The organism is Fervidicoccus sp. SLHALR4 (assembly GCF_058692745.1).
On record NZ_CP182483.1, the window covers coordinates 968,543 to 987,615 of the forward strand.

A 19,073-nucleotide genomic window follows, 5' to 3' on the forward strand; every position below is an offset into this window, starting at 1 on the left:
TTTTGTTTTTTTTAAATTTAATGGGGTGGAATAATGGCTCAAGCCGCCAGAGGGTCCTCACTATTAGCCGATGCTTACAGGGAGATCCAGAAAGGTTCTCTCCTTCTCATAATTGGAAGCCTTTTAGCGGATATAGGGGCAACTGTTTCTCTCATCGGCGTATTCACGCCAATCAGCAGCTTCTCATATCTTCCCCGCTTCAATCATTTCAACGAGTTTTGGAAAAATGCGGCAATTTCTGCCTCACTAATATCTGTGTTGTTAGTTGCTTTTGTTGGTTTTCTGTTGTCATTCATCGCAGTATATGCTTATCTAGTCCCTGGAGCTAAGAAGCTCGGGGATGCGCAGCAGAAGTACTCCACAGCATCAAAGCTGATCAGCATTGGCTTTGTATGGGGCCTCATTCTCTTGATTCTCGGCATCGTTCTCCTCATATTTCTCATCATCCCCTTCCTCTCATTTTTCGCTCTGCTAGCTGTTCCCATAATTCTGATCGGAGCGTTGCTGTTCCTCATAGGGAAGATTGGAATCATCATCCTATCATTCGACCTGCACGAATCGGAAAACAACACCCTCTTCTTAATCGCGGGAATACTCTTCATAGTCGGGCTGTTCGTTCCTGTCCTTTCATTCATAGCATGGATCCTGATGTATGTCGCTCTGGGAGAAAGCATCAGGAAGCTTGAAGCTACCTCTCCAGTATCGACAGCCTGATTTTCAGCTTCTTTTTTTCGAAACGCGGTCTTCCCCTCTCACGTAGAAGAAATGCAGTTGAGCATGATAGAATTATTTTATAGTAGCACTTCTTTTCAAGGCTGTTCCCAATTTTTCGATAAATTTAATTACTTCTAAATGCTAGTAAATACTTTATGAACGCGACGAGAAGCTCTACAAGCTTAGCAAGTTCGCCGGAATTGTAAGTGTAAGCCGCAGCGCTGCTATTAAGTGGATTAAGCGGGAAAATTAGAGCTGTTAATATCACGGCATGATGATATATATCACAGAATGAGTTGGAGGCATTTGAATAAGCAAATGAAAGCTGGAAATGGGCTTGATAGAGATATTATCGGAGCATTAAAAATTTGGCTCAAATACCTAAACTCAAATGGGAGGCGCGTGGCGTTGTCCTCAACGGAGCCCCATGGGGTGCGGTTGAAGCTTATGAACCCGCACCGAGGGCTAACCCCTCTCACGGAATTAAAATGTCTAGAAATAACTAGAAGTATCATGACAGGAAAACGCTTTACTTAATTGGTCTTCTTCTGATACTAGTTTCAGTTGCTACGGTTATATAGCCGTAGAGTTTTTCGTTTAACTGCAAGGCACGTAGTATTGCCTCTAGCCTGTGAGGTATTGTAGGAGATCTAAGTCTTAGGAGTAGTATTCCTGGAGGATTATATGCTTGTGCTAAGTAACCGAAATCCTTATCCATAGTAACTATTATCTTACCATGGTTTACGGCTATTCTGAGAACTTCTTCATCTGAAGCACTGCGTAGCTCTCTAATAACTGTTTGAACCTCGTATCCCCTCTTCTTGAGTTCTTCATAAACTTTTAACAATATTCTCATCGAGAAGTAGCTTAAGCCTTTGTCTCAGCAACCATTATCTCCTCACGCCCTAGGATTTTGGCGGCATATAGCAATGCCGCTTTTATATCCTCAATGCTTATTTCGTAGTCTTCGGCAATCTCCTCCGGTGTCATGCCAGAAGCGAGAAGCTCTAATATTAGGTCGACAGTTATTCTCGACCCACGTATAACAGGTTTTCCGCTCATAACCTTGGGATCCACAACAATACGCTTCAACAACTCCTCCATATGTTATCGCCTCCAACTCTTCTAGATGTACATTACATTAACAGGTTATAAGTTGTTACCTGTTATGTTACCTAATATCTCTTAGAGAAGCGATTATCCAAGCAAACTATTTAGTGTATAGATTTCAATGCAAGAGGATCCGGAGATAATAACCATGTTTCTAATCATGTTTTCAACAGCACACTTGCTTTTCAGATCTTTCTAGATATTTTGCTAGTTAGCGATTCTTCATTCATATGCTAGATATCCTGTCTTCCTGGACAAGCTGACTTCCTCTTAGCTCTTCATATGCGGAGAGGTTCGGAGCCGACTTCCTCTCCACCCTTAAGAGTGAAAGTTCTCTTTGAGCGGTTCCTTGGTTTGGAGGTGTATCTCTTGCCATTCACCTCCTGGTCGGGATTTCATCCGATTACTCCTATCCCTCTTAGAAGACGTCGGGTTATGGATATCTTAACCATTTGTATTCAGAAAGCATTCGTACAGGAGGAGTAGCATTGGTTATTATGCGTTGCTTGAGGTTAGCCTCCCGCATGCATTAGTCATCATCACTGAGAACAAATTAGAAACCACAACCTATGTAAGTTCTCATCCCTACCATGAAAGGAAAGAATTTCGGTTGTAGCCAGCTTTTGAGTTTGCAAAATTGAGAACAGTTCTGCATGGCGCCGGGGGCGGGATTTGAACCCGCGCTCCCCGCAAGGGGAACTGGCTCTCAAGGCCAGCCCCTTAGTCCGCTCGGGCACCCCGGCTTTTTTTATTTCATCTAGAGCTTTCTCAGAAAATAAGAATAAAAATTTATTCTGCTGGGGAGAACTGGCATGGTGGTGGAAATTATGAAAGATCTCAACAGAGAAGAATACATCTCCCTTCTTAAGAAGTATTCCGATGCGAGCGGACCGAGCGGTTTTGAAGATGAGGTAAGAGAATTAGTCGTGGAGGACTTGAAGGAAGCTTCGGATAAGCTGTGGATAGATTCGATGGGAAACGTCATAGCTATGAAAAGAGGTTCCACTGACAGAAAGCTCATGGTAGCGGCGCACATGGATGAAATAGGCCTCATTGTGAAGCACATCGATGATAAGGGCTTCATAAGGTTTGCCCCCATCGGCGGGTGGAACGAGAGGATCCTTCCCGGTTCGAGGGTTAGGGTAAGGAGCACATCAGGAAAGTGGATGAAGGGAGTGATAGGAGTTAAGCCTCCTCACTTGATGACACCAGATGAGGAGAAGAAGGTCATCGAGATGAACAAGCTCTTCATTGATGTCGGAGCTTCCAGCAGAGATGAAGTAGCTGCAATGGGGATAGATAAGGGATCCCCCATTGTGTTCGACCAGGAGCTGATCTCGATTGGAAGCTACAGGGCAACGGGCAAAGCTCTCGACAACAGGGCAGGCCTCGTCGTAGCTCTCAAGGCGTTTCTTGAAGCCGAACCCAGAGATGCATCGCTGTACTTCGTGGCAACGGTGCAGGAGGAAGTGGGCTTGAAGGGGGCCAGGACGAGTGCTTATCAGATATCCCCCCACATCGCAATTGCCATTGATACCACGACCGCCAACGATGTTGCTGATGTCGAGGAGCATGAAGCTGTTGCTAAGCTAGGGCTGGGTCCAGCAATCAAAATAGTCGATGGGAGGAGCGGCAGCGGTCTCCTTACTCACCCCAAAGTATTTGAAAAGCTCGTCTCTGTTGCTAAAGAGAGGAGGATCCCCTACCAGGCAGAAGTCCTCACGGGAGGGACAACTGATTCTTCCGCAATTCAGCTGACGAAGGAGGGAGTTCCCGCCGGAACAATCAGCATACCGACGAGGTACATACACAGTCAGGTTGAGCTTCTCGATCTGAGAGACCTCCACGGCGCGGTGGAGCTGCTCAAGTCTTTCTACGAGGCTCTTTCGGCAGAGTGGATCGACGAGATAAGGGAGAAGGTTCTGAAGTAGAGATCAAGTTTTTTTGATAACCGCCCTCCACCACTTTCCTCTGAGCATCCAAGCTACAGCGATTGCCCCAGAAATGAGATTGCTCAGCGACATTCCTATCCAAATCCCCTTAACTCCGAGTCCAATGGGTCCAGGGCCCAGTAGATATGCCAGGAGATTTCTTATCAGCCATATCCTGACCAGGCTTACGACCATCATGAACCTTGTGTGCCCGCTTCCCTGCGCCACAGCACCCATGAGCTGTATGAACTCAAAGAACACTATTGTCATTCCCATATAGAGGAAGAACTGCGATGCTTCAGCTACTACGCTCTGATCATCAATGAAAAACGAGGCGATTTGATGTCCAAATGTAGCGAAGAGGAGGCCTCCAGAAGTTCCCGCTGCTGCAACTATCATCATAGTCTTGAAGACTACTTCTCTTGCCCTTTCGGCAAGCCCGGCACCGAGAGATTGCCCGACCATAATGCTTGTAGCCCCTATAAATCCTATTACGATGAAGTGGAGGAGGTTCATGGGTCTGTCTCCGATTCCCCATGCTGCAAGCGCTGTGCTACCCTCCATGCTTATTATTGCTGTTAGAACTGTGAACCCAAGACCGTCCATCAGCCACGAGATAGATAGGGGGCCGCCTATTTTCAGCATGAGCTTGAGCACTTCAGGGTTAGGCCTCATCTTGTCTTTCTCCAATTTCACTCCAGCCTGTCCCCTCGTTATGAGCTTCAGAGAAATAGCCGCAACCGCGGATCTCGAGATCAGCGTTGAAACTGCAGCCCCAGTTACTTCGAGCCTAGGAAAGGGGCCCACGCCCAGAATCAAGAAAGGATCGAGAACAGCATTCATTGTGAGCCCCAAAACATTGAGCTTCATTGGAAGGATAGTGTTTCCCGCGGCGGAAACAACTGCTCTGAACCCCTCCCAGAGAGCTATAAAAATCGTGCTGATGAAGAATATCTTGGAGTAGGAGATGGCGTAGGGCAGCACATCCTCTGGTATTCCTATCAGCTTGAATATCTTCTCAATAGTGAGAAATCCTGAAAGCGCTATTATCGAGCTTGCTACTATACCGAGAAAGAAGACCTCTCCCACGCTTGTTCTCACACCTTCTTCGTCTCCCGACCCCCTATATTGGGAGACGAGCGCTGTTCCTGAAGCGAGAAGACCCCCTATCATGGCTATGAAGACTGAGATAATGGGTCCGGAAGCAGAAGGGGCAGCAACGGCATCCTTCCCGACCCTTCCGAGCCAGTAGACATTGGCCAAATCGTACAGAACCTGAACCATTTCCGATACTGCCAGCGGGATCCCGAGCTTCAGCAGCGTTCGATAGATGCTCCCTCTCAGTATCTCATCGCGGTCAGCATTCAATTATAAAACAACCTCATCTTTTCAATAAATACAGCACCTTTTCATTTGAAATTTTAAGGTTAAATAAACACCGTCAATGGGAGAGAAATCAAATATAAAAACCCTTTACTCCTAATTAGTTAAGCGCAAGTTTAAGCTCGATTTCGCGAATGATCATCGCGGGAGTGCGTGTTGATATGTCGCAGTCTGAAGAGGGATTTCGCTACATAGTCAGAGTGGCCGGAACAGACCTCGATGGGAGGAAGAAGCTAGCCTATGGTCTCTCGGGAATTAAGGGCATCGGCTACACGACAGCCTACGTCTTATTGAAGAGGATAGGGATAGACCCAGAGAAGAGGACTGGCTTCCTCACAGAGGAAGAGGTTGAAAAGATAGAGAGGGCAATGGCCCAGATATCTGGAGAAAAGATCCTTCCTGCTTGGATGCTAAACAGAAGGAAAGATATTGAAACTGGCGAAGACATGCATCTTATAGGTTCTGAACTGATATTCAAAGTGAAGCAGGACATAGAAAGAGAGAAGAAGATAAAGAGCTGGAAGGGGATAAGGCACTCCCTCGGCCTCAAAGTGAGGGGGCAGAGGACTCACACTACAGGAAGATTGGGAGTGACTGTTGGAGTTTCGAAGAAGGCGAAGAAGCAGCCTCAAGCAGGCCAAGGAGGTCAAGGGTGATACGGATGGGTGATCCAAGAAAGCTCAGGAGAAAGTGGACGGGACCGGGGCATCCTTGGGATAAAACTAGGTTGGAAGCCGAGATCAGGCTCATGGGGAAGTATGGTCTGAGAAACAAGAAGGAAATATGGTCTGCCCAAACAATGGCGAGAAAAATAAGGCACAGAGCGAGGCAGCTGCAGGCTCTTCCCGAGGCTCTGCGAAAGGCAGAGGAAGAAGCTCTATTGCGGAGATTGTATTCGCTCGGAATCGTGGAGGAAAAAGCTACCTTGGATGACCTCCTCTCAGTTTCGGCAGAGCACATTCTGAACAGAAGGCTACAGACAATAGTCTATCAGAAAGGGCTGGCGAGGTCTCCCTATCAAGCAAGACAGCTTATTGTTCACGGACACATAGGCATAGCGGGGAGGAGGGTTACCAGTCCAGGGTATCTAGTCACCAGGCAGGAAGAAGACCTCATAGACATTCTCCCGAACAGCCCGTTCAAAAAATTGGCTGAGGAGGCAAGGTGATCTAAATGGCACTTTCTTCGAGAGAGCTGAAGTGGGGGATTGCCCACATATATTCCAGCTTGAACAACACGATCGTCCACATCACAGACCTCTCTGGGGCAGAGACAGCTTCTCGAGTTTCTGGCGGAATGGTCGTTAAGGCAGACAGAGAGAAGCCCTCCCCCTATGCTGCCATGATAAGCGCTTCCAGAGCTGCCCAGATGGCAATGGATAGAGGGATTACTGCTATTCACATAAAGGTTAGGGCCCCCGGAGGTCACGGTCTCAAGACTCCAGGTCCCGGTGCTCAAGCAGCGATCAGAGCTCTGGCAAGGTCGGGCTTCATTATCGGAAGAATAGAAGATGTCACCCCCATACCTCATGACTCGACCAGAAGGCCTGGAGGAAGGAGAGGTAGGAGAGTATAAATCGGCATAAAGGTCTTTGATATGGGCGTCAACAGCATTTCGATAGAGGGAGAGACAGCCGAGGTCCGCTTCACAGATGTGCCACTGGAGATGCTTTCAGCTCTGAGAAGAATAATCATAGAGGAAGTTCCGACCATGGCTGTTGACAGCGTCCTCGTCCTCGAAAACAACTCTGTGTTGCACGATGAGGTTCTGGCCCACAGGTTGGCTATGATACCCTTCCGCAGCGAGAAAGCGCTGGAAAAGTACGGCTCCCCTGAGAAGTGCGCTGACTGCCCTCAGTGCGAGGGTTGCTACGCTAGGGCCTATCTAGAAGTATCGAATGAAGACTCGGACAGGAGGTTCGTGTACGCAGGTGACATAAGGCCTGAGGACCCAGATGTCGTGCCGGTAATTCCCGAGATCCCGATAATAGTTTTGGGAAGAGGTCAGAAGATTTCTATGGAGCTGGAGCTGCGGCTGGGTAGGGGGAAGGAGCACATAAAGTGGAGCCCAGTCTCAATATCCACTCTTCTTTCCGTTCCCCAAATAGAATTCGATATTTCCAAGTGCGAGAGCTCTTCAACTTGTATCGAGTGCATTTCCAGCTACAGCGAAGAGCTATCCAAGAGAATTTTGAGCGTGAAGAAGGGAGCTATAAAGCTGGAGAAGTTCTCGAACACCAGCATACTGAGATTCTGCGAAGAAAAGGCGTGTGCCAAATGCATTAAGATTAATTATCTTGATAACGAGAAGATTTTGAGGTTCGAATCCACGGGATCCCTTTACCCCGAGACGATTTTGAGGCTCTCTCTGAGTATACTCAGAGAGAAGCTGGAGAGCACCAGAAAAATCCTGAGCAAAATAGAGAGTGAGTGAAATGAGCAGGACAGGCCCAACGAATATTCATAAGAGGAAACTGGTAAGGAGATTGAAGGCAATATCCTCGAAGAACGGTCAGGCAATCTGGGAGAGAGTAGCTGAATTGGTGAGCTCACCAAGGAGGAAGAGAGTTGAGGTAAATCTCTCGAAGATAAACCGCTATGCTGATGAGAATGAAGTAGTCGTAGTGCCCGGAAAAGTTCTCGGGGCGGGAAAGGTCGAGAAGAAAGTAACAGTTCTGGCAGACTCCCTCACAGCAAAGGCCCTCGAGAAGCTGAGCAGCTCTGGCTGCAGGGTAATCCTCCTAGAAGAGCTGGCCAGCAACTCCGAGCTTCTTGAAAGCCTGAAGGGAGCAAAAATGAGGATAATCAGGTGAGGTGCAGTTCGTTATGGAAGCTCAAGAGAATGAAGTAATCATCGATGCATCGGGACTGATATTGGGGAGAATGGCCTCCCGCGTGGCAAAGATGCTGCTGGAAGGGAAGAAAGTCATTGTAGTAAACGCCGAAAAAGCCGTGATCAGCGGATCGAAGGAGAGGGTATTTGAAGGATACAAGAACCTCTGGAAAGTGAGGACGTTCAGAAATCCGGACAAACAGGGCATCAGGAGGCCCAAAACCCCTGCGGGAATAGTGAAGAGGACCGTGAAGGGCATGTTGCCGAACAAGCCGAGGGGGAGGATGGCGTACAAGAACCTGAGGGTTTACATTGGCACCCCCAAGGAATACGAGGGGAAGAGCTTTTTGAAAATACCCGAGGCAGATGCTTCCAAGCTCAAAGCAAAGTTCCTGACACTTGAAGAGCTTTCTAAGCTGTTGGGGTGGGGTGGAAGCGCTTGAAGTTCATACTTTCAGCAGCTAAGAGGAAGACAGCAGTAGCAAGAGTCCTCATCAAGGATGGGAAAGGCAGAGTATATGTCAATGAAATGCCCCTCGAGCTGCATCCAGTCGAGCTTTTCAGGAACAAGATTATGGAGCCGATTCTCCTTCTGGGAAGCGAATACCGCAGCAAGGTCGATATTGTTGTGAAGGTCAGCGGAGGAGGAATCATGTCCCAGGCTGATGCAGCCAGGACAGCCATAGCGAGGGGTCTTGTGAAGTTCTTCGAAAGCGAGCAGCTTAAGAGAATATTCCTGGAATATGATAGGGTCCTCCTCTCCGGGGATCCGAGGCAGACAGAGCCGGAGAAGTACATGAGGTACAGCGCAAGGAGAAGGTGGCAGAAGTCCTACAGGTGATCTAGGAAAATGATAATTCCAGTCAGATGCTATACATGCGGCAGACCCATAGGTCATCTCTGGGAACCCTTCAAAGAGAGAGTGGAGAAGGGAGAGGATCCCGAGAAGGTTCTGGATGATCTGGGGGTAACCAGGTACTGCTGCAGGAGGACACTGATCTCCCACGTAGACCTGATAGATCAGGTAATAAAGTTCAAGCCCATGAGGTGAAAAGCTTGTCGAATGAAGAGAGCAAAATGAAGAGTGAAATCGAGTCTCAGACCCTCGAACTCCTTGTTCCAATCGATCAGTACCTCGCTGCTGGAGTCCACATTGGCACATATGTGTGCAACAAAGCTATGAGGGAATTCGTCTACCGAATAAGGCCAGATGGACTCTACGTGCTGGATGTCAGGAAAATAGATGAGAGGCTCAGAATAGCCGCCAAAATGATCGCGAGATATCAGCCTGAAAAGGTCTTGGCTGTCAGCGTCAGGCAGTACGGACACCAATCAGTCAAGAAGTTCTCTCAGTACACTAGGGCGAAGAGCATAACGGGAAGAGTCATACCTGGGGTCCTCACCAATCCGAGGCTGGAATACTACATCGAGCCGGACTTGGTCGTGGTCACAGATCCCAGGGCAGACCAGCAGATAATCACTGAGGCATTCCGCATAGGCATACCAGTTGTAGCTTTCAGCGATACAGACAACAGAATAGACGGGATCGATTTGATAATACCCTCGAACAACAAGGGAAGAAGGAGCCTCGCGCTGCTGTACTGGATACTCACTAGGCAGGTGCTGAGAGAGAGGGGAGAGCTCGCTCCCAACGCCGACCTCCCAGAGCCACCCGATGCTTTCGAGACGAAGATCGGTGGGAAATCTTGAGCATTGAAATGGAGAGAGAGCCAGTCGCAGCCGGAACATTCTACGAGTTTTCCAAAAATTCTCTTGAAGAGCAGATAAGGAAAGCTTTCTTGCATTCGATAGGACCTGGGAAGCTTCCCCATACAGAGGAAGGGAAAGAAAGGAGATCCATTGGCTACATAGCTCCTCATGCAGGTTACATGTACTCCGGTCCTGTAGCAGCACACACATACTATAACCTTTCCCTTGAGAAGAAGCCGGATACGATCGTGATCATCGGTCCAAATCATACTGGGCTCGGTCCAGGGGTTTCGCTGGCCCCGTGGAAGTTCTGGAGAACCCCGCTTGGAAGGATTGAAGTAGATACTGAAGTGAGGGACTACCTGATAGCGAATTCTAGAGTTGCCGTACCAGAGTACAGCGCCCACCTCTACGAGCACAGCGTCGAAGTTCAAATACCTTTCATACAGTTTCTATATGGCGACAGAGTGAAGATCGTTCCCATAGTCATGAAGGAGCAGTCCCCAAGGGTATCTGAAGCTCTTGCTCGAGAGCTGCTCGGCTCATTCGAGAAGCTCGGAAGAGATGCCATTGTGATAGCAAGCACAGACATGTCTCACTACGAGCCCCACAGCACTGCAGTGAGAAAGGACTTGGAAGCCTTCAAGAGGATTTCCGGAGGAGATCCAGAGAGCTTCTTCAGATTCATTGTTGAAAATGATGTCTCCATGTGCGGCCCAGGCGGCGTTATGGTTCTGATGTACCTTCGAAAGCTTCTGGGAGGGGGAGAGCCCGTTCTCTTGAAATATGCTACCTCCGGCGAAGTGACGGGAGACATGGAGGCAGTGGTAGGCTACCTCTCTGCCAGATTCCCCGCTAAAAGTGGTATTTAATGAGCTATTATATTGAGAAGAAATCGAGACTCTTCCTCCCCCTTTTTGTCCCAATTCCGCATCGCCAGCCTCACATTCTCATCTACAGGACAGACAGGGAATTTTCCATTAGGCTGAAACTGAAGAAGGGCCCTGAGAGGAAGATCTTGTTTGAAAATGCAATGAGAAAAGAAAACAGAATAGTGCTGAAAGCGCTCAGGCTTTTCGCTGAGAGGGTTTTTCCCGAGCCGTTCGAGCTCACTATTAGCCTCGAGGGAGGAGCTGAGTGCTTTTCGCCATCTATAACCGCCTCTTCAGTCTTGTCAGCTATAGAGCTTGGCTCTTCCATATATGAAGAAAGCTTCGCAGGCGAGGACATCGATGAAATTCTTGAGGGCATTTTCTACAGAGAGCTGGGCTTCCCAGACGGGCTCGGATATCTCATCTCCAAGGCGGTGAGGAACGATGCATCTGTAATAGGCTCTTACGGCTCGGAGACAGCAGTTATCGATGTGGATCCGATGAAAGTCAAAGAAGGAGGTGTATTCGCTCAGATCGAGGAAACTCCCTCTTTGGATGAAGCCACATCCGATCTGGTAGCCAAACTGAACTCGCACCTGGTCACGATGCACTACCTTTCTGTTAAGAAAGCTGACCCGCATGGAAAGAAGCTCGCGGAGAGGGGGATCAATGCTCTTTTGCACTTTCTCTATGGAATTCCTCTTCCGGCCATCGGGGTCTACTCCATTGAATCTCCAGAGGGCTTCTGTTCATTTGTTCTGGAGGAGTAGAGCATGAAAGTTGTTGTTAAGCTGGGCGGAAGCTTAATCACCGATAAAGCTAAGCCGTTCACTGCCAGAGAGGATGTCATCAGAACGGCATCGAGAGTTGCAAGGGAATCGATAGAAAACGGCTCGCAGATATTGATCGTTCACGGCGGGGGATCATTTGGGCACGTCGCGGCAAAGAGTGAGATCGAGCTCTATGGTGAGCTGAGGGGATCCTCTGTCCCCCCGGTCTCAGAAGCTATGATGATGCTCAACGATAAGGTCATGAAATCCCTTCTGGAGGCAGGCGTGATGGCTGTTTCCTTCCCACCCCACTCTTTCTGCCTGAACTCCTGCCGCAAGGGAACCTATTCCTGCTACTTCGAGCCGTTGCTCCGCGCTTTCAGCTTGGGCCTCACGCCGGTGACTTTCGGAGACATCCTAATTGGGGAGGATGGATGCCTACCCTCTATAATATCTGGAGACGATCTCTCGTTGATTCTAGCGGAGAAAGTTGGGGCGGAGAGGGTGGTCTTCGCAACAAATGTGGTAGGAATATACAGGGATCTCAGCGATCCTTTATCGCTCATAACTCAGCTGAAACTTCACGAAATACCGGAGATTTTGAGCAAAATAAGATTGAGCCAGACCTCCGTAGCTGATGTGACGAGCGGCCTTCCGGGAAAGCTCATGAAGATCTACAAATACATGTCTTCATCTATGAACAAACCGGAAGTTGCTATCATAGATGGCTCCCGAAGCGAAGTCCTCAAGAAAGCCCTTTCAGGAGGGGAAATAGAGGGAACGCTTATACTGCCTTAGCTACAGAGTTTTCATGAGAAAATCAGATTAAGATGAGCTGAACATTTAAACATACTGCTCAGCAAAAGACAAGGAAGACGGTGAGGTCATGGGTACAATTGAGAGGAAAATGGATCACATAATAATTGCTCTTTCGGAGAGAGTGGAGGCTGGGGATCCGCTTTTCCGTGAGGTTTCCCTCATCCACTCTTCGCTTCCGGAGATGAGCCTCAGCGAGGTCGATACTTCCACAGAATTTCTGGGAAAGAGGCTCAGAGCTCCCATTATGATCACGGGGATCACCGGTGGCCACCAGATCGCTGGGGAGCTAAACAGGATGATGGCAAGGGTCGCTGAGGAGTTTGGAATCGCCATAGGAGTAGGAAGCCAGCGGGCCGCTCTGGAAAGGAGCGAGCTTTCCTGGACATACAGGGTCGTGAGGGAGGAAGCGAGAAGTGTTCCGGTCGTTGCCAATATAGGAGCGCAGCAGCTCTCGGCCAATCCCTTGGAAACGGCGGAGAAAGCTGTGCAGATGATTGAGGCAGACGCCCTGGCAATTCACCTCAATCCTGCTCAAGAAGTTTTTCAAAGAGAAGGAGACACCGATATGAGGGGCCTCCTGGAAAAGATCTGCTGCGTCTCCAGAGAGCTCAGCGTTCCAGTTATTGTGAAGGAGACTGGAAGCGGGATTTCTCGGGAGACGGCAGAAAAGCTCAGCAGCTGCGGGGTACGCTTCATTGATGTTTCTGGAGCTGGAGGGACGAACTGGGCCAAGGTTGAGATACTGAGGAGGATCAAGAAGGGGGAGAACCTTTCCTTTCCAGGAATTGAGGACATGATGTCATGGGGCATCCCGACAGCTATCTCGATATTGGAAGCAAGGAGCGCTTCCGATGAACTTTTCATCATAGCAAGCGGTGGAGTTAGGAGTGGTCTGGACGTTGCCAAGGCTATAGCGCTCGGTGCAGACATGGCAGGTTTTGCCCTCCCTGCGCTCAGGGCCGTTTCAATCGCAGAAAGCAGCTTAAGGAGCCTCATCGAGGGATACATCGAACTCCTGAGGAAAGTCATGTTCCTCGTGGGGGCAAGAAATCTCAATGAACTCAAGCTTGCTCCAGTAGTGCTGGGTCCCTCCATCTTATCGTGGGTCTCTCAGCGGGGCTTAAAGCTGAAGAAGACCGGCGTAGGAAAAAGTTAATTCCTGTTTGTGAGTAGAACATGAAGAGAGGGTTCGATATTGGTCGACCTGAACGGCTTCATATCGGAGGTTGCTTCCAAAGTAAATTCCGCTGTATCGAAAATAACCGGAAGTCCCGAGGAGCTCTATGAAGCTTCGTTCCACATTCTGAAGGCGGGGGGAAAGAGGCTCAGACCTGCCCTTCTGTTCGCCAGCGGCCTGGCTTTCGGAGCGGAGGAAGAAGATCTCCTGCCGTTTGCGGTTGGAGTTGAGCTTTTCCACAACTTCACGCTCGTTCACGATGATATAATGGACAACGACGACTTCAGGAGGGGAGTTCCCACAGTCCACAGGGTATATGGGATCCCCATGGCGATTTTGTCGGGAGATCTTCTGTTCTCCCTCTCAATGCTCGTCCCCCTGTCTCACTGCGCTGAAAAGATGCAGAGCAACAGGTGCGTAGAGGCCTCAAGGAAGCTTGCTTGGGCCTCCGTTACAGTCGCAGAAGGACAGGCTCTCGACATGATGTTCGAAAAAATGGCCGAAGTCACAGAGGAGCAGTACTTCGATATGATATACAAAAAAACAGCGGCTCTCATCGAGGCATCAGTTTACATAGGTGGGATCCTAGGGAAAGCAGGAGAGGAAGAGCTGAAGCTCCTTTCCCGCTATGGAAGGGACATCGGTTTGGCCTTTCAGATAGTTGACGATATTCTCGGTATATACGGAAATGAGGAGGAAACCGGGAAGCCTCTCTACAGCGATCTGAGAGAGGGGAAGAAGACTCTCATGGTTATCAAGGCCATCCAGCTAGGCGGGCCCAGCGAGAGGAAGCTCATAGATGAAGTCCTAGGCAAGAGAAATCTGGAGAGGGAGAAATATGCTCGTGTTGCAGAACTGATGGAGAGGCTCGGCGTCCTCGAATACGCTAGGAGCAAGGCAGAAGGTCTCGTGAATGATGCTCTCCAGAGCATTAGAGAACTGGAGAAGAATGCAGATCCAGCTTTTCTCTCCATTTTGAAGGACATGGCGCTTCTAGTAATCAAGAGGAGGAAGTAGTTGGGAACCAGATGCTTCGCTGAGCTGGAACCATCGGAGAAAGACGAAGAAGAGCTGGCTTTTTTGAATGTGGGTGAGTGCCCAAAAAGTCCTGGAGAAGGGTTCAGAGAAATCCCCTGCGAGGAGATCCCCAACGAGTGCTTCTCGAGCGGAGATGCGGTCTCGAATTCTGTGATAATTAAGAAAAGATTCATCGTTCTCAAGGAAGACAGGTGCATCTATGTTCCGAGAGGTGTTTATCTGAAAGCTCTCATCATAGAGCACAGCCGTGTTTGGGCTCTGGTTTCTGAAGGAGATCATGTGAAAAAATGGGCGGAGGTGGCAGCTGCTGTTTCAAAGAAAGGAATCTATCGGAAAGTGAGGTCGCCGGTAGAAGGATTATTAGTCCTTGTTCACCAAGACTTCTCATCGAAGGCGGACAGGTACACTCTCTACGTCGATACTAACAACAGAGTGAAGGTGCTTTTCAAGAATGAGCCAGGAGGAAGATTTGGAGAAGATAATACTCAAGCACGCACTCATTAATGCCCTGAAACACGAAGGAAAGGCCCAGGTAGGGGCGGTTATCCCCAAGGTCCTCGGAGAAAGGCCTGACCTGAAGCCCAGAGCGAGGGAGATAGCTGAGAAAGCTAAGGCGGTAGTCAATGCAGTCAACTCCTTGTCTAGAGAGGAGCAGGAAAAGTTGCTTCAAAAGGAGTTCCCTGGACTGAAAATAGATGAGGAAAGAAAAGAAGAGAAAAAGAAGCTGCCACCTCTGCCGGAAGTTGAAAGGTTCGGGACAGTTGTGACCAGGTTTGCTCCAAACCCCGACTTCGTAATTCACTTGGGGAACGCCAGACCTGCTATACTGAGCCATGAGTATGCGAGGATGTACAATGGCAAGTTCATATTGAGATTTGAGGACACAGATCCCAGAATAAAGACCCCCCTCCTGGAGGCATACGGGAAGATCAGGGAGGATTTGAGTTGGCTCGGGCTAAAGTGGGATGAAGAGTACATACAGAGCCTGAGGATGCCGATCTATTATGAAATAGCTAAGGAGCTCATCAGGAGAGGAGGGGGATTTGTCGATGATACTACGAAGGAAAACTATGAGGAGATGCTAAGCAGGGGGGAGGTCCACCCCAACAGGAGCAAATCTCCTGAGGAGAACCTCGAGCTCTTCGAGAAGATGCTCAGCGGCCACTATGGGGAAGGGGAAGCGGTTCTCAGAGTTAAGACCGATCTGGGCTATTCTGACAAAAGCTTGGTCGATTGGGTGGCCTTCAGGATCATTGACACCGATAGATATCCTCACCCAATTACCGGTTCAAGATATGCAGTATGGCCCACATACAACTTCGCCAGCGCTGTTGATGATTATCTGATGGGAGTCACGCATATAATAAGGGGAAAAGAGCACCTTCAAAACACCCTCAAGCAGAAGCATCTCTACGAGCATCTCGGGTGGAGGCAACCGGTGGCGATCCACCTGGGAAGGCTGAGGCTCGAAGAGTTCATAATGAGCAAGTCGCAGATAAAGAAGATTCTGAAAGAGAGCGGCGGGATGTACTCTGGTCCCGAAGATCCCAGGTTCGGCACAATAAGAGGACTGAGGGAGAGAGGGATAACCTCGGAGGCGATAAGAGAAGTAATTCTTACTGTTGGAGCTAAGCAGTCTGATGCCAGCATCAGCTATGCTAATTTAGCAGCAGAGAACAGGAAGATAATAGATCCAATCTCGCCAAGGTTCATGTTTGTCGAGGATCCAGTGGAAGTGAGCATCGATAACGGGGAAGATAAGTGCCTCGAGCCTGAGATTCCCTATCATCCGGAGAGGGCTGAGCTCGGAAGAAGAAAGTTCACCGTCTGCAGCGGGAACAGAGTTCTCATTTCTAGAGCTGATTACTACAGTGCTGCAGAGAGGAGCGGCGGTGAAGTGAGGCTCATGGAGCTGGGCAACTATCGGCTTTCAGACGGGAAGGCAGAGCTCATTTCGAGAGAGCTCAGCTACGCTAGAGAGAGGGGATTGAGTATTATTCAGTGGGTTCCAAAGAACAGCTCAATGGTTGCTATACTTTCAGTTCCCGAGGGAGAGTCTTTGCTGACGAAGATTGGAGCAATTGAAAACACAGAGAAGCTGAAGGAATCCGTTGGAAGAACGGTGCAGCTGATAAGGGTAGGGTTTGCTGTTCTCAAATCGGCTAGCCCTCACGCTCTGCTTATCTTCTCTCACGACTGAAAAATATCTGACGTTTATTTCATTTATTCGCCTCCTCTTCTTTTAACGCTTCTTTTTTCGCTGAGCTTCAGTATTCTTCATGTTCTCATTGTCTGAAATATAATGTTGGGATATGCTTAAGAAAAAGAGGCTGAGCTAGGTTCGCATTTGAATATTTCATAATGAACTCCATGTGTATCCACAGCATTCAGAATAGTAAAAACGCTTAAGCTAATAAACCCCATTCGCCTAATCCCATGAAGGGGATGAAACAAACCCCTCGAACTGTGAATTAAATGAGAGGGAGAGATGAATAGACCATGTCCAAACCATTCTACGTAAGATTCCAGGTGCCACCTGAGCTTGCTGAACAGGCATATAAGCTGGTTGAGAAAGTCAGAACCAGTGGTGGAAAGATAAAGAAGGGAACCAATGAAGCTACGAAGGCAGTCGAAAGGGGAGTAGCAAAGCTTGTGGTGATCGCTGAAAACGTGGATCCGCCAGAAGTTGTGGCGCATCTTCCGCTCCTCTGCGAGGAGAAAAAGATCCCTTACGTTTACGTACCAGACAAGAAAAGGCTGGGAGAAGCTGCAGGAATTGAGGTTCAATCTGCTGCTGTAGCTATAGTTGAACCAGGAGATGCTAAGCAGGAACTCAATGACCTTATAGCCAAAGTGAATGAAATCAAAACAAAAGCAGGCTGAATAGGAGCTCCGCTTTCAAAAAAGGTCTGATGTTTTTTCAGGATGAATAAAAATTTTTATAACCGGTTTTTTGGACGCTATAATACGAGCATCTCCTCAAAGTTTAAATTCCGTCCTAACACAAGCATGTGTCGTATAAATGAGAAACCTTTCCCAACAGCCCCCAGAATGGGCTGAAGGGAAAAGCCCTTGCCGTGAAGGGTACAAGCTCTAAGATAATGAAGGAAATGGGGGTTGGAACAAATGAGTTTGAAAGAAGAAAAATCAGCGGTAATCGAAGAGTTCGGCTATCCTGCTGAGGTCATCCAAATAATTGGAAGGACAGGTGTTACTGGAGAGATCATTCAGGTCAGGGTCAGAGTTCTTGAAGGGAGGGATAAGGGAAGGATCCTCACAAGAAACGTTAAAGGTCCAGTAAGGATAGGAGACATACTGATATTGAGAGAAACGGAGAGGGAGGCCAGAAGGCTCTCAGGAAGGTAAAGCTGGAGGTTGTTAGCTATGCCGAAACTTATAAGATGCGCCTTCTGCGGGAAAGAGATTCTTCCCGGAACTGGTTTCATGTTCGTCAGGCTAGACGGAAGCATTCTGTGGTTCTGCAGCAGAAAGTGCTATAAGAATATGATGATTCTCAACAGAAGGCCTGAGAAATTGAAGTGGACTTTGAAGTCTTCAACCGTTAGGAGGTAGCTTCACATGGCTATTGAGAGGACATTTGTTATGATCAAGCCCGACGCTGTTGAGAGGAAGCTCATAGGGGAGATAATTTCCAGGTTCGAGAAGAAAGGATTCCGGATCGTTGCTATGAAGATGATAAGAATGAGAAAGGAGCAGGCGGAAGAACTTTATTCTCCGCACAGAGAAAAGCCCTTCTACAGAGATTTGGTCAACTTCGCTACGAGGGGGCCAGTTGTTGTCATGGTTCTTGAAGGAGATTCAGCGGTTGACGTAGTTAGGTTGATGATTGGATCCACCGACGGGAGGAAGGCCTCTCCGGGGACGATAAGAGGAGATTATGCCCTAGATATTCAGGAGAATGTAGTTCACGCATCAGACTCAAGGGAAAGCTTTGAGAGGGAGCACAAAATCTTCTTCTCACCTGAGGAGTTGAGCTGAAGAAACGCTTTTCCATCATTATTCATGGTTGGGAGCGGCAATGAATGAGCTAATCCTTATAATCTCAAATTTTTGAATTTCTTTAGAGAAGTTCCAGAAGGGCTGATTAAGGCATGAATAAATCGAGAGAGAAGGGGAAATCGCACAGCACTCGTCCAGTGAGGGTAGGAGTTCCGAAGTGGCTTCGCCTAGAGCCGGAAGAAGTTGAGGAGCTGGTCGCTGAACTAGCGAGAAAGGGATATCCTCCATCTATGATAGGAATTATACTTAGGGATCAATACGGAATTCCGCTGGTGAAGTCTGTAACAAACAAAAAAGTGACGCAGATATTGAAGGAGAGGAACCTCCTGCCTCCGATACCTGAGGATCTCTACAACTTGATGAGAAAAGCCGTCAACATAAGAAGACACCTATCTGAGCATCCAAAGGATGAAAACGTTAAGAAGGGCCTCCAAGAAGTTGAGTCCAAGATCAGGAGACTTGTCAGATACTACAAGAGAAGAGGAGTTCTGCCGCAGGACTGGGAGTACGATCCAGAAGCAGCGAGACTAATGGTATCTCAGAGTGTATGAGCTCCCATTTTTCTGTTATCAAGGGCAGAGCTCACTTCGGGATCATAATTTCATGCTTTGAAACAAGCCTGTAATGAGTAAAGCTTTTGTTTATTCTTTTTAACAGTTGCCATATGGGAGCATGACTGGTAGACTCGAAGTCATTG

Annotated in this window: 26 protein-coding genes and 1 tRNA gene; 23 read left to right on the top strand and 4 right to left on the bottom strand. The window is 48.4% G+C overall.

All coding sequences use genetic code 11. The features are described from left to right. The first annotated feature begins 33 nt into the window (after positions 1-33). The gene (locus ACLGLO_RS05205) at positions 34-714 is read left to right on the top strand and encodes a DUF973 family protein (protein ID WP_492127860.1); all 681 of its coding nucleotides are present in this window, start codon (positions 34-36) and stop codon (positions 712-714) included. A gap of 529 nt (positions 715-1,243) precedes the next feature. Here ACLGLO_RS05205 and ACLGLO_RS05210 read toward each other — a convergent pair. From ACLGLO_RS05210 to ACLGLO_RS05220, 3 genes are all read right to left on the bottom strand, one after another. Continuing rightward, positions 1,244-1,570 (bottom strand): DUF5615 family PIN-like protein, encoded by a 327-nt coding sequence (locus ACLGLO_RS05210; RefSeq protein WP_492127861.1) that lies wholly within the window; start codon positions 1,568-1,570, stop codon positions 1,244-1,246. An 11-nt stretch (positions 1,571-1,581) separates the two neighbouring features. Then, a complete protein-coding gene (locus ACLGLO_RS05215; protein ID WP_492127862.1) occupies positions 1,582-1,818 on the bottom strand; it encodes a DUF433 domain-containing protein in 237 nt (78 codons plus the stop codon). Positions 1,819-2,478: 660 nt separating this feature from the next. Further along, positions 2,479-2,567: transfer RNA gene (locus tag ACLGLO_RS05220), tRNA-Ser, on the bottom strand. Positions 2,568-2,636: 69 nt separating this feature from the next. Here ACLGLO_RS05220 and ACLGLO_RS05225 point away from each other — a divergent pair. Continuing rightward, a complete protein-coding gene (locus tag ACLGLO_RS05225) occupies positions 2,637-3,755 on the top strand; it encodes a M42 family metallopeptidase (protein WP_492127863.1) in 1,119 nt (372 codons plus the stop codon). Positions 3,756-3,758: 3 nt separating this feature from the next. On the opposite strand, the gene ACLGLO_RS05230 is transcribed toward ACLGLO_RS05225, so the two are convergent. Beyond that, positions 3,759-5,123: an MATE family efflux transporter gene (locus ACLGLO_RS05230; RefSeq protein ID WP_492127864.1), complete on the bottom strand. Its 1,365-nt coding sequence runs from the start codon at positions 5,121-5,123 to the stop codon at positions 3,759-3,761. A gap of 176 nt (positions 5,124-5,299) precedes the next feature. Between ACLGLO_RS05230 and ACLGLO_RS05235 the strand changes: the two genes are divergently transcribed. The 21 genes from ACLGLO_RS05235 to ACLGLO_RS05335 all read left to right on the top strand — a co-directional run bounded on the left by ACLGLO_RS05235 (position 5,300) and on the right by ACLGLO_RS05335 (position 18,927). Further along, positions 5,300-5,794, top strand: coding sequence for a 30S ribosomal protein S13 (locus ACLGLO_RS05235; RefSeq protein WP_492127865.1), 495 nt, complete (start codon positions 5,300-5,302; stop codon positions 5,792-5,794). 5 nt (positions 5,795-5,799) lie between these two features. After that, the gene (locus ACLGLO_RS05240; protein ID WP_492127866.1) at positions 5,800-6,306 is read left to right on the top strand and encodes a 30S ribosomal protein S4; all 507 of its coding nucleotides are present in this window, start codon (positions 5,800-5,802) and stop codon (positions 6,304-6,306) included. 5 nt (positions 6,307-6,311) lie between these two features. Then, positions 6,312-6,713 (top strand): 30S ribosomal protein S11, encoded by a 402-nt coding sequence (locus tag ACLGLO_RS05245; RefSeq protein WP_492127867.1) that lies wholly within the window; start codon positions 6,312-6,314, stop codon positions 6,711-6,713. A 21-nt stretch (positions 6,714-6,734) separates the two neighbouring features. Further along, the gene (locus ACLGLO_RS05250; RefSeq protein WP_492127868.1) at positions 6,735-7,571 is read left to right on the top strand and encodes a DNA-directed RNA polymerase subunit D; all 837 of its coding nucleotides are present in this window, start codon (positions 6,735-6,737) and stop codon (positions 7,569-7,571) included. A gap of 1 nt (position 7,572) precedes the next feature. Next, a complete protein-coding gene (locus ACLGLO_RS05255; RefSeq protein ID WP_492127869.1) occupies positions 7,573-7,950 on the top strand; it encodes a 50S ribosomal protein L18e in 378 nt (125 codons plus the stop codon). A 13-nt stretch (positions 7,951-7,963) separates the two neighbouring features. After that, on the top strand, positions 7,964-8,413 hold the full coding sequence (locus ACLGLO_RS05260) for a 50S ribosomal protein L13 (RefSeq protein ID WP_492127870.1): 450 nt from the start codon (positions 7,964-7,966) through the stop codon (positions 8,411-8,413). After that, on the top strand, positions 8,395-8,811 hold the full coding sequence (locus ACLGLO_RS05265; RefSeq protein WP_492127871.1) for a 30S ribosomal protein S9: 417 nt from the start codon (positions 8,395-8,397) through the stop codon (positions 8,809-8,811). Before ACLGLO_RS05260 ends, ACLGLO_RS05265 begins: the two co-directional genes overlap by 19 nt. 9 nt (positions 8,812-8,820) lie before the next feature. Continuing rightward, positions 8,821-9,021: a DNA-directed RNA polymerase subunit N gene (locus ACLGLO_RS05270; RefSeq protein WP_492127872.1), complete on the top strand. Its 201-nt coding sequence runs from the start codon at positions 8,821-8,823 to the stop codon at positions 9,019-9,021. Between the two features lie 26 nt (positions 9,022-9,047). Then, a complete protein-coding gene (gene rpsB / locus ACLGLO_RS05275) occupies positions 9,048-9,680 on the top strand; it encodes a 30S ribosomal protein S2 (protein ID WP_492129146.1) in 633 nt (210 codons plus the stop codon). After that, complete coding sequence (gene amrB / locus ACLGLO_RS05280; protein ID WP_492127873.1) at positions 9,677-10,552, top strand: AmmeMemoRadiSam system protein B; 876 nt, start codon at positions 9,677-9,679, stop codon at positions 10,550-10,552. Before rpsB ends, amrB begins: the two co-directional genes overlap by 4 nt. Continuing rightward, positions 10,552-11,322, top strand: coding sequence for a hypothetical protein (locus tag ACLGLO_RS05285; RefSeq protein WP_492127874.1), 771 nt, complete (start codon positions 10,552-10,554; stop codon positions 11,320-11,322). Before amrB ends, ACLGLO_RS05285 begins: the two co-directional genes overlap by 1 nt. Before the next feature lie 3 nt (positions 11,323-11,325). Then, a complete protein-coding gene (locus ACLGLO_RS05290) occupies positions 11,326-12,120 on the top strand; it encodes an isopentenyl phosphate kinase (protein ID WP_492127875.1) in 795 nt (264 codons plus the stop codon). Positions 12,121-12,208: 88 nt separating this feature from the next. Next, complete coding sequence (gene fni / locus ACLGLO_RS05295; protein ID WP_492127876.1) at positions 12,209-13,297, top strand: type 2 isopentenyl-diphosphate Delta-isomerase; 1,089 nt, start codon at positions 12,209-12,211, stop codon at positions 13,295-13,297. Positions 13,298-13,336: 39 nt separating this feature from the next. Next, entirely contained in the window at positions 13,337-14,335 is a 999-nt protein-coding gene (locus ACLGLO_RS05300; RefSeq protein ID WP_492127877.1) for a polyprenyl synthetase family protein, read from the top strand. Beyond that, positions 14,336-14,860 carry a DUF2118 domain-containing protein gene (locus ACLGLO_RS05305; protein ID WP_492127878.1) on the top strand — a complete coding sequence of 175 codons (525 nt, stop codon included), beginning with the start codon at positions 14,336-14,338 and terminating at the stop codon, positions 14,858-14,860. Beyond that, the gene (locus ACLGLO_RS05310; protein ID WP_492127879.1) at positions 14,808-16,556 is read left to right on the top strand and encodes a glutamate--tRNA ligase; all 1,749 of its coding nucleotides are present in this window, start codon (positions 14,808-14,810) and stop codon (positions 16,554-16,556) included. Before ACLGLO_RS05305 ends, ACLGLO_RS05310 begins: the two co-directional genes overlap by 53 nt. Positions 16,557-16,855: 299 nt before the next feature. After that, the gene (gene rpl7ae, locus ACLGLO_RS05315; RefSeq protein WP_492127880.1) at positions 16,856-17,239 is read left to right on the top strand and encodes a 50S ribosomal protein L7Ae; all 384 of its coding nucleotides are present in this window, start codon (positions 16,856-16,858) and stop codon (positions 17,237-17,239) included. A gap of 243 nt (positions 17,240-17,482) precedes the next feature. Next, positions 17,483-17,722 carry a 30S ribosomal protein S28e gene (locus ACLGLO_RS05320; protein ID WP_492127881.1) on the top strand — a complete coding sequence of 80 codons (240 nt, stop codon included), beginning with the start codon at positions 17,483-17,485 and terminating at the stop codon, positions 17,720-17,722. Positions 17,723-17,740: 18 nt separating this feature from the next. Continuing rightward, complete coding sequence (locus ACLGLO_RS05325) at positions 17,741-17,929, top strand: 50S ribosomal protein L24e (protein WP_492127882.1); 189 nt, start codon at positions 17,741-17,743, stop codon at positions 17,927-17,929. Positions 17,930-17,935: 6 nt separating this feature from the next. After that, positions 17,936-18,355, top strand: a complete 420-nt coding sequence (ndk, locus tag ACLGLO_RS05330) for a nucleoside-diphosphate kinase (protein ID WP_492127883.1) — start codon at positions 17,936-17,938, stop codon at positions 18,353-18,355. A 113-nt stretch (positions 18,356-18,468) separates the two neighbouring features. Continuing rightward, the gene (locus ACLGLO_RS05335; RefSeq protein WP_492127884.1) at positions 18,469-18,927 is read left to right on the top strand and encodes a 30S ribosomal protein S15; all 459 of its coding nucleotides are present in this window, start codon (positions 18,469-18,471) and stop codon (positions 18,925-18,927) included. Positions 18,928-19,073: the final 146 nt, after the last annotated feature.

Coding starts and splice junctions, on each gene's coding strand:
- ACLGLO_RS05270 (WP_492127872.1), top strand. CDS start 8,821: ATGATAATTCCAGTCAGATGCTATACATGCGGCAGACCCATAGGTCAT.
- ACLGLO_RS05320 (WP_492127881.1), top strand. CDS start 17,483: ATGAGTTTGAAAGAAGAAAAATCAGCGGTAATCGAAGAGTTCGGCTAT.
- ACLGLO_RS05335 (WP_492127884.1), top strand. CDS start 18,469: ATGAATAAATCGAGAGAGAAGGGGAAATCGCACAGCACTCGTCCAGTG.
- ACLGLO_RS05285 (WP_492127874.1), top strand. CDS start 10,552: ATGAGCTATTATATTGAGAAGAAATCGAGACTCTTCCTCCCCCTTTTT.
- ACLGLO_RS05215 (WP_492127862.1), bottom strand. CDS start 1,818: ATGGAGGAGTTGTTGAAGCGTATTGTTGTGGATCCCAAGGTTATGAGC.
- ACLGLO_RS05310 (WP_492127879.1), top strand. CDS start 14,808: ATGAGCCAGGAGGAAGATTTGGAGAAGATAATACTCAAGCACGCACTC.
- ACLGLO_RS05325 (WP_492127882.1), top strand. CDS start 17,741: ATGCCGAAACTTATAAGATGCGCCTTCTGCGGGAAAGAGATTCTTCCC.
- rpsB (WP_492129146.1), top strand. CDS start 9,048: ATGAAGAGTGAAATCGAGTCTCAGACCCTCGAACTCCTTGTTCCAATC.
- ACLGLO_RS05245 (WP_492127867.1), top strand. CDS start 6,312: ATGGCACTTTCTTCGAGAGAGCTGAAGTGGGGGATTGCCCACATATAT.
- fni (WP_492127876.1), top strand. CDS start 12,209: ATGGGTACAATTGAGAGGAAAATGGATCACATAATAATTGCTCTTTCG.
- ndk (WP_492127883.1), top strand. CDS start 17,936: ATGGCTATTGAGAGGACATTTGTTATGATCAAGCCCGACGCTGTTGAG.
- ACLGLO_RS05290 (WP_492127875.1), top strand. CDS start 11,326: ATGAAAGTTGTTGTTAAGCTGGGCGGAAGCTTAATCACCGATAAAGCT.
- rpl7ae (WP_492127880.1), top strand. CDS start 16,856: ATGTCCAAACCATTCTACGTAAGATTCCAGGTGCCACCTGAGCTTGCT.
- ACLGLO_RS05235 (WP_492127865.1), top strand. CDS start 5,300: ATGTCGCAGTCTGAAGAGGGATTTCGCTACATAGTCAGAGTGGCCGGA.
- ACLGLO_RS05260 (WP_492127870.1), top strand. CDS start 7,964: ATGGAAGCTCAAGAGAATGAAGTAATCATCGATGCATCGGGACTGATA.
- ACLGLO_RS05205 (WP_492127860.1), top strand. CDS start 34: ATGGCTCAAGCCGCCAGAGGGTCCTCACTATTAGCCGATGCTTACAGG.
- ACLGLO_RS05250 (WP_492127868.1), top strand. CDS start 6,735: ATGGGCGTCAACAGCATTTCGATAGAGGGAGAGACAGCCGAGGTCCGC.
- ACLGLO_RS05255 (WP_492127869.1), top strand. CDS start 7,573: ATGAGCAGGACAGGCCCAACGAATATTCATAAGAGGAAACTGGTAAGG.
- ACLGLO_RS05225 (WP_492127863.1), top strand. CDS start 2,637: ATGGTGGTGGAAATTATGAAAGATCTCAACAGAGAAGAATACATCTCC.
- ACLGLO_RS05210 (WP_492127861.1), bottom strand. CDS start 1,570: ATGAGAATATTGTTAAAAGTTTATGAAGAACTCAAGAAGAGGGGATAC.
- ACLGLO_RS05240 (WP_492127866.1), top strand. CDS start 5,800: ATGGGTGATCCAAGAAAGCTCAGGAGAAAGTGGACGGGACCGGGGCAT.